The organism is Proteiniphilum sp., from assembly GCF_040307845.1.
Taxonomy (GTDB): Bacteria; Bacteroidota; Bacteroidia; order Bacteroidales; family Dysgonomonadaceae; genus Proteiniphilum.
Window position 1 is genome coordinate 124,865 of the sequence record NZ_JAWRIS010000058.1, and the last position, 16,277, is coordinate 141,141.

Annotated in this window: 9 protein-coding genes; 6 read left to right on the forward strand and 3 right to left on the reverse strand. The window is 47.3% G+C overall.

The window, feature by feature from the left end:
* Positions 1-23 precede the first annotated feature (23 nt).
* The 3 genes from pbpC to ABV001_RS13635 form a co-directional block, all read right to left on the reverse strand.
* Complete coding sequence (gene pbpC, locus ABV001_RS13625) at positions 24-2,432, reverse strand: penicillin-binding protein 1C (RefSeq protein WP_352423315.1); 2,409 nt, start codon at positions 2,430-2,432, stop codon at positions 24-26.
* Positions 2,433-2,624: 192 nt separating this feature from the next.
* Positions 2,625-8,198, reverse strand: coding sequence for an alpha-2-macroglobulin family protein (locus ABV001_RS13630; RefSeq protein WP_352423316.1), 5,574 nt, complete (start codon positions 8,196-8,198; stop codon positions 2,625-2,627).
* A 132-nt stretch (positions 8,199-8,330) separates the two neighbouring features.
* Positions 8,331-9,077 carry a ComEA family DNA-binding protein gene (locus ABV001_RS13635; RefSeq protein WP_352423317.1) on the reverse strand — a complete coding sequence of 249 codons (747 nt, stop codon included), beginning with the start codon at positions 9,075-9,077 and terminating at the stop codon, positions 8,331-8,333.
* A gap of 398 nt (positions 9,078-9,475) precedes the next feature.
* Here ABV001_RS13635 and ABV001_RS13640 point away from each other — a divergent pair, with 398 nt between their 5' ends.
* From ABV001_RS13640 to dtd, 6 genes are all read left to right on the forward strand, one after another.
* Positions 9,476-10,708 (forward strand): spore maturation protein, encoded by a 1,233-nt coding sequence (locus tag ABV001_RS13640; protein ID WP_352423318.1) that lies wholly within the window; start codon positions 9,476-9,478, stop codon positions 10,706-10,708.
* A gap of 38 nt (positions 10,709-10,746) precedes the next feature.
* Positions 10,747-11,160: an rRNA maturation RNase YbeY gene (gene ybeY, locus ABV001_RS13645; RefSeq protein WP_352423319.1), complete on the forward strand. Its 414-nt coding sequence runs from the start codon at positions 10,747-10,749 to the stop codon at positions 11,158-11,160.
* Between the two features lie 315 nt (positions 11,161-11,475).
* Positions 11,476-13,350: a tRNA uridine-5-carboxymethylaminomethyl(34) synthesis enzyme MnmG gene (mnmG, locus tag ABV001_RS13650; protein ID WP_352423320.1), complete on the forward strand. Its 1,875-nt coding sequence runs from the start codon at positions 11,476-11,478 to the stop codon at positions 13,348-13,350.
* A 57-nt stretch (positions 13,351-13,407) separates the two neighbouring features.
* Positions 13,408-13,932, forward strand: coding sequence for an adenine phosphoribosyltransferase (locus ABV001_RS13655; protein ID WP_323425572.1), 525 nt, complete (start codon positions 13,408-13,410; stop codon positions 13,930-13,932).
* Positions 13,933-14,001: 69 nt separating this feature from the next.
* Complete coding sequence (uvrC, locus tag ABV001_RS13660) at positions 14,002-15,804, forward strand: excinuclease ABC subunit UvrC (RefSeq protein ID WP_352423321.1); 1,803 nt, start codon at positions 14,002-14,004, stop codon at positions 15,802-15,804.
* Complete coding sequence (gene dtd, locus ABV001_RS13665) at positions 15,801-16,253, forward strand: D-aminoacyl-tRNA deacylase (protein WP_352423322.1); 453 nt, start codon at positions 15,801-15,803, stop codon at positions 16,251-16,253. Before uvrC ends, dtd begins: the two co-directional genes overlap by 4 nt.
* The last annotated feature ends 24 nt before the right edge of the window (positions 16,254-16,277 follow it).

Sequence of the window (16,277 nt, forward strand, 5' to 3'; positions counted from 1 at the left end):
CATCAAGAATAATCTATGATCAATTATTCGACCTCAAACCGTATTGATAATGAGACACCATTTTCATCGACGACGGTGAGGATATATTCTCCGGGATCGGGAGAGAGTTCCATCTGGTGAATATAGGTTGTTTCTCCCAGGTAGTCTGTACCGAGATGCCAGAAAACACGTGTGGAGGGGTTGCGGTGCGCCAGTTCAAAAACGGCTTTGCCTCTCGAACCATCCATTTGCTTGGTGATTTTCATTATCGCCCCCGGATAGGGATAGATAAACTGCATCACCGCATCAGAAAGGTTTCCGGAAGCACATTCGGGAGAGAAAGGGGGCAACGAACGGTAAGCCGGATGTTGCTGCTTGTAATACCATTCCCACGACGGCGGCAACTGGAACCATGAAACGGAACGGATGCCCCTTTCCCCTGCACATTGTTCATATACCCGGTATTGGCCGTCGTCCGATAGATGGATCCGTCTATGATAACCGCAAACCGCCCCCTGTAACCCTTTTGCCGGAACCAGTAGGGTATCAACAGAACTTTCGGGGCAATACAATCCTTTCAACTGGCCGCTTTCACGGCATACAGCCACTTCAGCCAGCTCTCCATAAGGCGTTTCAAACCATCCTGTGGCAGGCAGGATATTGAACAGGTCGAACATCACCCCGGCAGAGGTTCGTGCGCCTGTAAGTCCCGGGCGACCTTCCCCACTCGCGTTTCCGGTCCACACGGCGACCATGTATCCGGGTGTGACGCCGACCGCCCACGCATCCCGGAAACCATAACTTGTGCCCGTTTTCCATGCTACTCTCCGCAGAGAGGGCACAAAATCCCAGTTCAGTTCCTCGGGCCGGTTCACGTTGGTCAAAGCCTGCAACGTAAGCCAAGCGGCGCCTGCATTGAATAACGGTGATTCATCCTCTTTGCGTTCTCCCGATCGCTGATCATCACGCACCAGTCTGAAATTCTCCCATTCATAATATTTTCCATCGCGGTTATAATCCATCACGGCATGTGCCATCCGGGCATAAGCGTTAGCTATGTCCCATAACGTGCCTTCCGTGCCACCGAGGATCAGGGAAAGTCCGTAATGATCGGCAGGGCGGTTAAGCGTGGTCATCCCCGCCTTCTTCAGAAAATCATAGAATTTCGGTACACCATACTTCCGCAAAGAAACCACTGACGGGACGTTCAACGAACGTGCCAATGCCTCATCGGCATGTACCGCGCCATCGTATCCCAGACTGAAATTCTTGGGGGCAAAACCATTTATATTGATAGGCACATCGGGAAGCAACTCCGTGGGGAGCAACACCCCCTCCTGCAACATCGCACAATAGAGAAACGGTTTCAGGATGCTTCCCGTACTGCGAGGGGACTGGATAATATCGACCTGGCTGCCGTAGGCATTGGCACCGAACCCCACATTCCCGTTGTAGGAAATCACTTCATTTGTCCGTAAGTCGACAATCAACGCCGCAAGGTTGAAGATACCGTTTTGCGAAAACTCTTTGTTCCAACGCTCCAATACCTCTTCGGCCCGCATCTGCAGGTGTTTATCGATCGTGGATAGGATATGGTTACCGGGGCTCTGTAAATAGGCTTGTGTAACCAAGTGAGGAGCGATCTGCGGCAAAGGATGCGGGTGATCGGGCAACGGTTCCAATAAAGCCAACTCGTAATCTGTCCGGTCGATGATATTATTGTCGAGCAACTGTTGCAGAAGACGGTTGCGCTTCTTCAACAATCCTTCCCTGTCGCGACCGAAGTGCATCATCGCGGGCGAATTGGGCAATACGGCCAGTACAGCCGCCTCTCCCCATGACAGCGACTCCGCGCTATGCCCGAAATAGCGCCACGACGCGGCATCGATGCCCACCACGTTTCCACCCATCGGCGCATGGGAAGCATACAGTGCCAGGATCTGTTCTTTGGAACATGATAATTCAAGCCGGGTGGCGAGAATGACTTCGATGAATTTTTCAAAATAGGTACGTCTGTTCTGGCGCATCAAACGGATAGTTTGCATGGTGATGGTACTTCCGCCGCTCACTACCCTACCCGCTTTTATGTTCTGCACCATTGCCCTGCCCAATGAGAACGGATTGACGCCCGGATGATGGCGGAAATGCCGGTCCTCAAACCGGATAAGGCATTTCTCATATTTGTCGGGCACACTGTCCGCCGGGGGGAAACGCCATTGTCCGTCGGAAGCGATACGGGCTCCCAACAATTCTCCATTCCGGTCAGAGACCAACGTACTGTAGGGTGAATCGAACAACGTGCGGGGCAATGAAAAAAGATACCAGACCAGCAGGAAAGCGAGCAGCAACAGCGCGATTTTTTTCCCTAAACTCAATGCAACAAACCGCTTCCACAACGATTTCGTGTATAAACCCACACTTCTCCCTATCTCCTTCACCGTATCCTTTTTCATCTATCTAACCACGTACTGGAAGCAACTAAAACATCCGACTGACGATATTTTGTGACCCATTTAAGCTCTTATGAGCTAAAAGAGTAAAAACTCGCTTCGCTCAAACAGTTACTCTTTTTACGCTCATTGCGAGCTATGGGTCCCCACAAAACATCTAAAGGTCTCCGTTTTAGTTGCGATCATACGACCTACTTATTCCACGACTCTCACCCACGCCCCTCTGTTTCTTGCCTCTTCCTGCGGCGCATACATTGCCTGGCACGATACCGCCGGCAGATAATAATTACCCCTGTAAGCCGCCTGCAAGCGCACACGGAATGTCTTCGTCTGTCCTGCACCCAGATTAAAATAAGTCAGTACACGGTCGTCCCGGATATCACGATAGTTATACCCGCCGTCGGGAGCGGACGCATCCGCTTCGAGCATCCGCTCATTGAAAATCTCCCATCCCGACGGGAATACCTGTGTCAGTGCCAGATCGGTAAAGGCCTGTTCAGCACTGTTCTGGACGGTCACCACCGCCGTGAATTCCACTCCCTGCGAAAGCGATTCCACATTCAGCGGGTTACCGTTCAGATCGGCATACCGTACCGTCATCCTAAACTGCCCTTGCGTCGATTCCCGTTCCATACCCACCTGTGGAATTGTCCTGGCCGAAAGGCGTGCGTAGAGCTTGCCCTCTCCCTTATTGGTGATATTTACCGATAGTTTTTTGTCCGGATTGATATCTACCTGATGGATCGCTTTTGGCGTATTCACATTCTCCCTATTCTTACCGTTCAATGTCCAGTCCGCATCGATATTCCCCGAACCGACCTGTCCGGCGAGTTTAGCCATTGCCACCAGTCCGTATGCAGCGGTTTGGGTGGTGATATAATCGGAAGACAATGATTGCGCTACTGATGGGGCCAACAACATCGCTTTCTCCACATTATCGAGCAGGAGATATGTCTCCAGGATCATCGCTCTGTCCCGTGCTGATGATCCATAGGTGTCGTTGTTAAAGCTGTATGCCGACACCTCATCCGGAAGGTTGAATACAAGCGAATTGGCGACATCTTTTCTGCCTGCCAGGACATACGCCGCAGCCAACCGCCATCGTGCCTGCAATGACAAATTGGAGAGTTCCCGCATACGGTTCATGGCACCAAGTTCCGTAGTTCCATTCAGCGCCAGGGTATAGAGCCGGTATGCCTGTTGCAGTTCGATCATTGAAAGCGCGTAATAACTGCGGTTGGGATTAGTGGGCAACCAATTCTGTGCAAGCCTCCTCTGGAATTGTGCCCATCGTGAAAGCACAGTTTCCGGCACTTCATATCCCCTGTTTTTCGCCTCAACCAGAAAATGTCCGGCGTAAGTGGTAACCCATTCCGACGAGTAGCTATCCCCATACCAGTACATAAACCCGCCATCGGCCAACTGCCGGGATGAAAGCATACGGATCACCTCATTCACTTTCGCCGTCATCTGCTTCTTTTCATCTTCTTTCAATACCGTGAATTCCTCGATATAGAGTAACGGAAAAGCCTGTGACGTGATCTGTTCGGTACATCCGTGCGGATACTCAAGCAGATAGTTCATGTTCTGGCTGAAATTGACACTCGGCAGGCGTGAAAGTTCAAGTGTTGCCCAATCATCAGGCTCTACGATATCCGTCTGGATATCGAGTGTGGCTGATTCTCCCGGGTCGATGAGTTTTGCCTGCGTGATTACCGTAGGCGGATTCGGGTTACGGACAGCGATATCTATCGTTTCAGAGAACGACATGCCGTTACCCGTCGCCTTGATTTCCACCTGTTCAGCACCGATTTGCTTTCCGGATGCCAATTTGAAGAAAACGATCTGATCGCCCGGCTTGTCAAATGACACGTTTTTGGTCTTCCCGTCGGTCGGTGTCAGCAGTCCCTTCGTCTGGATAGAAACCTGTACATTTTTCACGTTATTCCCCATCGCAAAAACATTCACCGGAAGCCATACCTCTTCGTCCGGCCCCATGATACGGGGAAGCGTGGAAAGTGTCATCAGTTCGCTCTTCACAGCGACGGTTTTCTCGGCGTTGCCATAGGCTCCGTCCCCTCCGGCCACTACCATCACACGTACTGATCCGATATATTGCGGGAGCCGGATCGAATGCGATTTTGTCTCACCGCCTTTCAATTCAAACGGCCCGATAAATTTCACCACCGGTTTGAAACGGTTCACATTATCGCGCGATGGTCTCAACGCTTCATCACCGCCAATACTTAGCAATGGTCCCATCATACCGGTATTTGCCCCCAATACCCGGTCGAACAGGTCCCAGGTGCGTACGCCAAGTGCTTCACGGGCATAAAACTCACTCCAGGCATTGGGAGTCCTGAAAGCGGTAAGATCGAGCAATCCCTCATCCACGATAGCGAGTGTGTAGGTCATCGGTTTTTTTGATTTTTCCGATACCGAGATGGTGAACGCTGTCTCCGGTTGAAGCGTGTCCGGCATCCGGATTACCGGTTCGAGAATACTGTTTTTGTTCTCCACACCCACGTTCACCACACCATACATCCGGATAGGCAGATCATTCACGGTCTGCGCATGCGGTTGCAGCATGGTGGCGAACACATAGAAGTTGGGCGCCATATCTTCAGTAACCTCTATCACATATTGGGTATCCTCTTCACCGGAAGTCTTCACCCATTCCCGACGGAGGATCCCCGATCCGTTTTCAATACTGATCAGCACACGTCCATCCGAACTTTTCGGGATGATGACCGTCGCTTTTTCACCTGTTTCATACGATGGTTTATCGGTAGAAAATGCCAGCATGGTCAATCCTTCCGGGTCCATCTTGGCTGAACGTCCCCGCCAGTAAGGCCAATCGACATAAAAGATTGTCCCGGTGGCATGGCTGCCCTCCTTATCTTTCACCAAAAGCAGGTAGCGTCCCCATTCGGGATAATCCACCTGAAAATCGATTTTCCCTTTTCCGTTGGTAAGTGTTGCGTCTCCCTTTGACACGATGTTGGCAGCGGTATTGTTCACGTAAGCGCCCAGATCTTCCTGGGTACTGTTCCACCACCAACTCCAACTGAGTTTGTAGACGGTATATTCCACTTTTCCCGAAACCGGTTTACCATAAGCATCCACTGTAACGAGATCGAACGGGATTGGACTGTCGGTCTCCAGAAACTCGCCGGGACGCAAAGCAGGAGCTTTCACCCCTACATATCTTTTATAAGGCGAATAGAAGACCGTCTGGGCGTAGAAACTCATATCCCCACCGGTTTCATACACCCGTGAAAGGATGTTCCCACGCAACATTCCCGGTGCATTTTCGGCCACGGGCACTTTGGCATTTACCTCTGCCACACCGGAAGCATTGAGCACTCCCTCAAATATTTTGGTTTTGCTTGTTTCAAATTTCACTACCGGATTATTGAACGAATAGCCGGCATATCCCCTGAAAGGGTTATCCGACGCATAGAGCGTCAGATCCACATCCGCTTTCAGGTTCGAGGCAGGTGCACCGTGCAGCCATTGGGAGGTGAGCGTACCGGAAATAACGCCACCCGAAGCATCGATGATGGAGTCAGTATCCAGACGTACTCTCAACCGGTTGGGTTTGATGGTTTCTATGCGCAGCGGCTTATGGAAAGTGGTACCTCCCACTTTCACCTGGCCTTGCCACACACCGGTCTCCACACCCGGATCAGTGGGAACAGTAAAAGTATAGAATCCGTTCAGGCCGTCGCTCTTCACTTGCCTATGATAGAATTGTCCCCGGGGCGTATAAACTTCAAGCGTCACAGGATGCCCTTCCGGCAATTTTTTCTCCCTGTCTTCAAGGATAAACGATACGAAAATGGTATCACCCGGGCGCCAGACTCCACGTTCTGTATAGATATACCCTTTCAACCCTTTCTGTATCTCTTTTCCGCTTACATCGAACCGGCTGAGCGATAACGACGCCTGGTCCGCCACTTCCAGATAAGCGATATCATTGCCTTTCGCTGCCGTAACAACAAACGGACGTCCTTTTTTATAATCGATATCCACGAAGCCGTTACGGTCGGTTCTGCCCGAACCCATGACCTGCATCTGATAGTTATATAAGGTCACTTCCGCTCCGGAGAGCGGTTCGGTGGAAAGGATATCAGTCACAGCCACGCTCATAACATGTCCCTGTCCCGCTTTGGCTATGATTCCCACGTTCGATGCCATCACCATTGTCTGTATCCTGCGCTCCTGGAGCATATAATAGGTCGGCTTACAAGGATCATCCCGTTCTTCCCATTTGTATCCACTCCAGTCGACCGGCTCATAGTAATAAGGATACGGTTCATCCCACACCGTTTCGTCGTCTTCGGAGAGCCGGTCATCGGAAAAACGTTTCATGATCGCCTCATCGGGAGCCTGTGGCCTTATCCCCTCGCAGGGGTAGAGTGAATAATCGGGCCGCATGGAGAGCTGTACCATATAGAGCGCGCCGGGATCTTTCCCAATCATTTCAGAAAGATCGATGGTGAAGTTGTTCCATTTCGACAAATCCAACTGTTTATCCCTGTCCAGACGGATACGCTTTTTCATCACCAACCGTCCGAATCGGCGCAACTCGCTGCCCGACTGGTTGTTGTTTAGAGACGTGGATTGCAGGTAATAAAGAAGATTATTCTGGTATATTTTCACCACCTGTACATCCACCGCCCAGAGGTTTACGGCGCTGAACAGCAGCAACAGTTGCTCTGAATTGGGAAGGATATTCCCGCTCTTCTCGAATTTTACCTGCGGTTTATCGTCCTCCACTTGCAGTTGATAGAGATAAGTCTTATCGAGGCTCAGGCCGGAGTTATTTTTAACACCCTCATGGATATGCAGTTCCATCTGTCCTTTTGGCAAAGTTTCAGGATATATTTTGATCACATTCTTATCGATACGGTAAGTGAAGTTCTTCACACCGGAGGGTACGATCAGTCCTTGGAGATCCTGTGTCTGTGAAACCGGATCACTGAACGTCAGCCGGATATGCGGATCAGACACTGACACCATGCGCACATCCGTCACTTCAAAATGATCTTTGGAGAATGCAGGTATATCGATGGTCTGCTCAAGTTTCTTTTTCGAGCCAATCGCTTTCCCGTCAATGGTCAACGTATATTGCTGCGGCTTATCCGTTCGTTGCAGGCTGTCTATCGAAATGTGAAACGAATTGGCGCCGGCAGGCTTTACCTGTACCTTCGCCTGTTTTGCCCCCTTCACATCGAACATTTTGGCTACATCATCCGACGAAACAGGATTGGACATATTCATCGTTATTTCTACACTATTCCATCTCAGATCGGACACGCTCATCGGCGAGAATGGGAGCATATCAGCAGTAAAGCTCTGTTCATTCACACGGATAGAGAAATTGAACTGTCGGAATTTTTCCTCCACATCCAATACTTTCCCCAAATGAAAACTTATATGATATTCCTTTCCCGGTTCCAATTCACCCGCATCAGGCATAAAGCGGATAGTGTTCCCGTTCACCCAGAAAGTTTGCCCTTTCAGCGACGGGGAGAATGAAAATAGTTTTTCCTTTACTTCCGCATTCAATTCCACGGAAGGTATCTCCTGTACGAGTTCAACCTGGATGAAAGCGTCGGAAGAGACATTACCGTATGTAAATGCCGAAATATAGCGGGCAAATTCGGGATCAATCTCTTTGGTGCTTTTCGGGTTACATCCGGTTGACAGTAGAACAATGGTTGTAAGTAGAATAGACAAAAAATAGTGCAATATTCGTTTCATATAATTAAAAATTAGATACGAGACTTTTAGAATCAAGAACCAAGACCTTTAGAGCCAAGAGCCAAGACTTTTATGGCCAAGAACCAAGACTATTGGAGTTACGGGTGATTTGCTGATTATCGGATACTCTCTTCAGAACTCAAGATAAGGTTCAAGCCGGAGAATATCTTCCGAAGTAAACTCATCGAGAATAGAGAGTTCACGGATGGAAGTGAGATCACCTTTTCTTCGGCGGATACTCATAATCGCCTTCACCTGCTTATAATTCAGATAGGGATGGCGCAACAAATCCCCGAAATCCGAGTCATTGATCTTCAATCTGCTGAAATTGCCATCCGGTTCAATATAAACAGCTATACGGGAGAAAAGTTCCTCATCGATCCCATACACTTCCAACAATTGTTCTACGCGCACAAAACCACCCAGTAAGCCGCGGTAGCCCACAATCCGGGAAGCATATACGCTCCCCACACCCGGAACTTTTTTCCACTCAGAGGTATCGGTTTCGTTCAGGGAGATCGTCTCCCCTACGGCAAGCTTTTCGGAGGCAGGATAGGCAGTACGGGAAGATGAGATGTTGTCGCCGGTTGAAGAATACCGCTGGGAGATCCCTTTTTCACTGCGACGGGAATTAGTACCGGAACCGGATTCCTGCGATGAGCGTTCTGCCACACTTTCACGTCCTGTGGATACCCTCCTTTCATCGGAAACAGCGGTGCCAGGCGGCTCTTTCAATGTCAATGTCCGACGGAATTCCTCAAATTCCCGTACAAGCGAATCGTTTTGCTGCAGGATGATATCCGATGAGTGACGGAAACTGAAAACAATATTCAGGATCAGGGTCAACACAATAAGGATTAGCAATAGAATTACCGCCATCTTTGAGCCTCTCTGAAAATATAGAAAATCTTTCCAGTACATGATGATTAGAGTAAAGAATAAAGAATAAAGACTTTAAAAATTAGAGCCAAGAATCGAGAATCAAGAGCCAAGACATTTAGTAAACGAAAAGTGCAAATTTACATCGTGAACAATCTGGGATTTAAGGCTTGTGTCACATTGACCCATTAGTAATTAGTAATTGGTAATTAGTAATTAGTAATTAGTAATTGCTAATTGGCAATTCAAATCCCCTTTCCACTTTTCCACCATTCCACCTAATCAATGCGTAAAGTTAGAAAATATATTGTTTTCTTTTTGATAAATGGTCATAAATTGTACCTTTGGCAAATCTTTGTCCGCACATATATCCGTCTAATCAAAGATTTCTGCAAGGTATGGTATTGAATTACATTTGGATTGCATTTTTTCTGATCGCTTTCTTGGTGGCTCTGGTAAAGCTGATTTTCTTTGGAGATATGAATGTCTTTACCGAGATCATGAATTCCACTTATGAGTCTGCCAGGACCGGTTTCGAGATTTCTCTGGGATTAACGGGAGTGCTTTCGCTCTGGTTGGGTGTAATGAAGATCGGAGAAAAAGGAGGAATGATAGAACTCTTTTCAAGGGCTGTCGCCCCTCTTTTCTCCCGGCTCTTCCCCGATATACCTAAAAATCATCCCGCTTCCGGCTCTATCCTGATGAATTTGTCTGCCAATATGCTGGGACTCGATAATGCGGCGACCCCCTTCGGGTTGAAAGCGATGCAGGAGCTGCAGGATATCAATCCAAAAAAAGAGGAGGCTTCCAATTCCATGATCATGTTTCTGATCCTGAATGCATCGGGACTTACACTGATCCCCGTCACCATCATGGTCTACCGTGCCCAGTTAGGCGCTGTTAATCCAGCCGACGTCTTCATCCCGATCATGATCGCCACTTTTGCTTCTACCGTGGTCGGCATGATCGCCGTCTGCCTGAAACAACGTATCCATATTTTCAACAAGGCAATCATGGGATTTGTATTGAGCATAGCGACACTTATCATCGGTACGATAGTTCTCTTCCGGTCGATGTCGCAGGAACAGATCAATCTTGTCTCCGGACTTGCAGCCAATATCTTCCTTTTCACAATTATCGTACTTTTTATCGTAAAGGCGCTGCGTCGCAGAATCAATATCTTCGATGCTTTTATCGACGGGGCAAAGGAGGGTTTCAAGACCGCTGTCACCATTATCCCTTTCCTTATCGCAATACTGGTCGGTATCGGCGTTTTCCGTGCTTCCGGAGCAATGGATTTCCTGATGGAAGGGTTGCGGGATCTGGTAGCATTGACCGGGTTGGATACACGTTGGGTAGATGGCATGCCCACCGCTTTGATGAAACCGCTGAGCGGTAGTGGTGCCCGGGGAATGATGATCGACACCATGCAGACTTTCGGAGCTGACTCGTTTGCCGGCAGATTGTCCTGCGTACTGCAAGGTGCCACCGACACTACCTTTTATATCGTGGCTGTTTATTACGGTGCCGTAAACATCAAAAATTCACGCTATACGGTTCCCTATGCGCTTTTGGCCGATTTGACAAGTATTTTAGCCGCTATTTTTGTGGCCTACCTCTTTTTCGGGTAAAAAATAAAGGATTCTCCAATCAAATAAATGTTAATAAAATGTCGATCACTTTTGATGTTGAAAATGTCGATTTCCCCAAAATCAAAAAAAGGGAAACTGCCAACTGGATAAAATCCGTAGCAAGGAATTACGGAAAACAGACCGGAGATATCTCCTATCTTTTTTGTAACGACGAAAAAATTCTGGAGGTTAACCGGCAATACCTGCAACATGATTTTTATACCGATATCATCACCTTCGATTATACCGAAGGAGATCGTATTTCGGGCGATATTTTTATCAGTCTCGACACGGTATTGTCGAATTCAATCCAATATAATGCAGATTTCGAGGAAGAGTTGTACCGTGTCATTATCCACGGCATATTACATTTGTGCGGTCTTAATGATAAATCAGAAACAGAACAGCAACAGATGAAAGCGGCCGAGGAAGAGGCTTTAAGAATGCGATGAAATAATCGGCTGACGCAGGGATACGGTTGAATAACAGCAATTTACATTTGTACACACTTTTTGTGTAGATATGGCAATTCCTTTCTCGTATGTTCTATAACTCCTGGAATTTTTATGATATTGAGGATGATCCGCCCGCGATGGACGATCGCACCTATAGAGGGAAGGTACACCGGTGGATATAACGCCCATCTCCCGGTATATCTACGCATTTAATTGAAATAAAGCATATTGAATTATTCTTATCTGTAATTAACATCACAGCAGCGGTTAACTTTTTCTTTTTTAGTATCTTTGCTCTCTCAAAATAAAAAAATGACTTTCAATTATGACATCATAGTGGTGGGGGCGGGCCATGCCGGATGTGAAGCGGCCGTGGCCGCCGCCAATCTGGGCTCCAGGACACTGCTGATCACAATGGATATGAACAAGATTGCCCAGATGAGTTGCAATCCTGCTGTAGGCGGAATTGCAAAAGGGCAGATTGTACGTGAAATTGATGCATTGGGGGGGCAGACAGGGATTGTGAGCGACAAGACCGCTATTCAATTCCGGATGCTGAACCGCTCGAAAGGCCCCGCCATGTGGAGTCCCCGTGTGCAGAGCGACCGGATGAAGTTTATCGGCGCTTGGCGTGACATCATCGAAAACACACCCAATCTTGATATGTGGCAGGATATGGTGACAGGGCTTATTTGTAAGGGTTCAACCATTTCCGGTGTAAAGACCGGGATGGGTGTGGAATTCTTCTCCAAAGCGGTGATTCTCACAAACGGTACTTTCCTGAACGGGCTGATCCATATCGGCAAGGTACAAATTGGCGGAGGACGTGTCTCTGAACCGGCATCATACGGGATGACTGAACAATTGCGTGATATGGGCTTTACCACCGACCGGATGAAGACAGGTACGCCAGTACGTATCGATGCAAGAACCGTCGATTTTTCCCTGCTGGAAGAACAAAAGGGAGATGTGGATTTTCATAAATTTTCCTATCTTCCCGATGTACAACGCACCCTCAAGCAGAAAAGCTGCTGGATAGCTTACACCTCGGAGGATGTGCATGAAGCGCTGCGTGAAGGACTGAATGACTCCCCCCTCTATAATGGACAGATACAAAGCATAGGTCCACGCTACTGCCCCAGCATAGAAACCAAGATCGTCACATTCTCCGATAAAACGAGCCATCAGTTGTTTCTTGAACCCGAAGGAGAAACAACCCACGAATACTATCTCAACGGCTTCTCCTCTTCCCTGCCCTTACAGACACAGTTGAACGCTTTACAACGGATCCCGGCCTTCAGGAATGTACATATTTTCCGTCCGGGATACGCCATAGAATATGATTTTTTCGATCCGCGCCAATTGCATCCTACATTGGAAACCAAACCGGTCAAAAATCTCTTTTTTGCAGGCCAGATCAATGGGACTACCGGCTATGAAGAGGCCGCAGGGCAAGGATTGATAGCAGGGATTAACGCCCATATCAACTGTCAAGGAGGTAATCCTTTCATATTACGCAGAGATGAAGCCTATATCGGAGTTTTAATCGACGACCTGATCACCAAGGGAGTGGATGAACCCTACAGGATGTTCACCTCGCGTGCCGAATACCGCATTCTACTCCGTCAGGACAATGCCGACGAAAGGCTTACCAAAAAGGCTTATGAGTTAGGATTGGCGCCCCGGGAGAGACTCGAATTACTCAATCGAAAAGAAGAAAAAGTAGCACAAATAATCGATTTTACACACCATCTCTCTATCAAAGCCGACCGGATCAATCCTTTCCTGGAACATATCGGAACAGCGCCATTAAAGCACGGCGTTAAGCTGCATGATCTGCTCACAAGACCTCACATCGACCTGTCGCTGATGGCACAAGAGATTACACCTCTTAAAGAACTGTTGGAAACCATCGACGAACGGAAAGAGGAAATCACAGAATCGGCCGATATACAGATAAAATACAACGGATATATCAAACGGGAACGAATGATGGCCGACAAGATCACCCGTCTGGAGGATATCCGCATCAAAGACAAATTCAACTATAACCAAATACAATCGCTCTCGACGGAAGCAAGACAAAAACTGACAAAAATCAATCCCGAAACTATTGCCCAAGCAAGCAGGATTCCGGGCGTTTCACCCAATGATATTTCTGTTTTGCTTGTATTATTAGGTCGCTAAAAAGATAAATGTTTCACGTGGAACATTCCAAAAAAAAATGAATTATATTATAAAAAAATGAGTATCGAAACACTTACATCCTCCGTCAGGAACATCCCTGATTTCCCCATACCGGGGATCCAATTCAAAGACATTACCACCCTGTTCCAATCAGCATCACATCTGAAAGAACTTTCGGATATCCTGTATGAAAGATACAAGGACAAGGGGATTACCAAAGTGGTGGGAATCGAATCCAGGGGTTTTTTTATGGGCCCTGCCGTAGCGATCAGATTAGGAGCAGGGTTTGTCCCTATCCGTAAACCGGGCAAACTACCCTATAAAGTGATTGAGGAGACCTACACGAAAGAATACGGAGAAGATACCATACAAATTCATGAGGACGCATTAACGAAAGACGACGTAGTATTACTCCACGACGACCTCCTTGCTACCGGCGGAACCATGGTGGCTGCATACAACCTTGTGAAAAAATTGGGCGTAAAGAAGATTTATATCAACTTCCTTATCGAGCTGGAAGAATTGAATGGCATGGAGCATTTCCCCAAAGAGGTAGATGTAAATTCGGTGATCAAGTTCTAATATGGTTGCAACCACACCACTCTAAAACTTAATCAACCAATAAACGGAGAGTATCCACTCAACCCTATTATGACTGACGAAATTAAAAATACGCTTGCCGTTATACCTCATCAACCGGGCTGTTACCAGTTCTTTGATGAGAACGGCACCGTTATATACGTCGGTAAAGCCAAGGATCTAAAGAAAAGGGTCTCCTCCTATTTCAACAAACACCACGAACATCCGAAAACCCGTATCCTGGTAAGGAAAATCAGGCAGATAAAATATATTGTCGTCAATTCGGAGGAAGACACTTTCCTGCTGGAAAATAATCTGATCAAGAAGCTAAGGCCGCGTTACAACGTAATGCTGAAAGATGACAAGTCTTATCCTTTTATCGTGGTCAAAAATGAATATTTTCCCCGGGTATACAAAACCCGGAATGTAGTGAAGGATGGTTCCAGGTATTTCGGCCCCTATACATCGGTACAATCAGTGAATGCATTATTGGATATTTTCAGGAGAGTATATAAAATACGCACATGCCGGCTCAATCTGACCCCTGAAAATATTGCCGCGGGAAAATTCAAGGTATGCCTCGAATATCATATCAAACGGTGTGAAGGTCCCTGCGAGGCGCTGCAATCACTGGCCGAATATAATAAAAATGTAGAAGAGATCATTGAGATTCTGAAAGGGAACGTGGCTATTATTGAACGACAGGTCCATGAAAAAATGCAATCCCTTGCGGAACAATTGCGTTTTGAAGAGGCGCACAGATTAAAGGAAAAATTGCTCCTGATTCAAAATTTCAGAGAGAAATCGCAGGTAGTAAGCAATATACACTATAATCTGGACGTATTCTCGATGGATGAAACCGAAAATTCAGCCTATATCAACTACCTGCATGTAGTAAATGGAGCTGTAAATCAAGCATATACCTTTGAATATAAGAAGAAACTCGATGAATCTCCGGAAGAATTGCTCGGTATGGGGATTGTGGAGATGCGCCAACGGTTTGGCAGCGACGTAAAAGAAGTTATTGTCCCCTTTATGCCGGATTTGAAACTTCCGGGGGTAGAGTTTTCCATTCCGCAAAGGGGAGAAAAGCGAAAACTCCTCAACTTATCGGAAAAGAATGTGAAGCAATACAAGATCGACAAACTGAAAAAAGCGGAGATGCTCAATCCCGAACAAAGGACTACCCGAATTTTGAAGGGTGTGCAAACCGATTTGCAATTGAAAGAAATTCCCTGGCATATCGAGTGCTTCGACAACTCCAATATCCAGGGGACAAATCCGGTCGCTGCCTGTGTTGTTTTCAAAAAAGCGAAACCATCCAAAAAAGATTACCGCCATTACAACGTGAAGAGTGTTGTAGGACCCGATGATTTCGCATCGATGCGTGAGATTGTGGAAAGACGCTACTCTCGGCTGCTTAACGAAGGTGCTTCCCTACCCCAACTCATTATCATTGACGGTGGTAAGGGACAATTGCACGCTGCTGTGGAATCGCTTCAGAAAATTGGGCTTTACGGGAAAATCGCGATTATCGGGATAGCCAAGCGTCTGGAGGAAATTTATTTTCCTGAAGACCCCGTTCCGCTCTATATCGACAAGAATTCCGAAACGTTAAAATTGATTCAACAAGCACGGGATGAAGCACACCGATTCGGAATCACCTTCCACCGGCAAAAAAGAAGCAAATCTCAAACAACATCCGAATTGGATCAGGTCAAAGGCATCGGTCCCGAAACAAAAAAGAAATTATTGGTACACTTCAAGAGCATCAAACGGATCAAGGAAGCAACTAAAGAGGAAATAATCTCCGAGATCGGAAAGAACAAAGGCGAGATCATCTGGCAATGGATAGAAAAAGGAGGAGATAAATGAGACTAGTTATTCAACGCGTAAAAGAAGCGGCCGTTCATATCAACGGACAGAAGAGAAGCGGCATCGGTGAGGGTATGCTACTGCTGGTGGGTATAGAGGATACCGATAACGAAGAAGATATTGGTTTCCTATGCAGAAAAACCGTAAATTTGCGTATATTTGACGATGAGAATGGGGTTATGAACCGGTCGATACTCGAAACCGGTGGCGACATTTTAGTGGTTTCTCAGTTCACACTTCATGCCAGTACAAAAAAGGGAAACCGCCCGTCTTATATCCGTGCTGCCAAACCGGACATCTCTATTCCGTTATATGAACAGTTTTGTGCTGTCTTGTCGGAGATGCTCCAAAAACAGGTATTCACCGGAGAGTTTGGTGCCGATATGCAGGTGGAATTGACAAATAACGGCCCTGTTACCATCTGGATCGATTCAAAAAACAAGGAATAATGGCTGGGGGACTGAAGACAGAAA

Bases quoted from the DNA above. Each gene is read 5' to 3' on its own strand.
- dtd (WP_352423322.1), top strand. From the start codon at position 15,801: ATGAGACTAGTTATTCAACGCGTAAAAGAAGCGGCCGTTCATATCAAC.
- mnmG (WP_352423320.1), top strand. From the start codon at position 11,476: ATGACTTTCAATTATGACATCATAGTGGTGGGGGCGGGCCATGCCGGA.
- ABV001_RS13640 (WP_352423318.1), top strand. From the start codon at position 9,476: ATGGTATTGAATTACATTTGGATTGCATTTTTTCTGATCGCTTTCTTG.
- ybeY (WP_352423319.1), top strand. From the start codon at position 10,747: ATGTCGATCACTTTTGATGTTGAAAATGTCGATTTCCCCAAAATCAAA.
- ABV001_RS13630 (WP_352423316.1), bottom strand. From the start codon at position 8,198: ATGAAACGAATATTGCACTATTTTTTGTCTATTCTACTTACAACCATT.
- ABV001_RS13635 (WP_352423317.1), bottom strand. From the start codon at position 9,077: ATGGCGGTAATTCTATTGCTAATCCTTATTGTGTTGACCCTGATCCTG.
- pbpC (WP_352423315.1), bottom strand. From the start codon at position 2,432: ATGAAAAAGGATACGGTGAAGGAGATAGGGAGAAGTGTGGGTTTATAC.
- ABV001_RS13655 (WP_323425572.1), top strand. From the start codon at position 13,408: ATGAGTATCGAAACACTTACATCCTCCGTCAGGAACATCCCTGATTTC.
- uvrC (WP_352423321.1), top strand. From the start codon at position 14,002: ATGACTGACGAAATTAAAAATACGCTTGCCGTTATACCTCATCAACCG.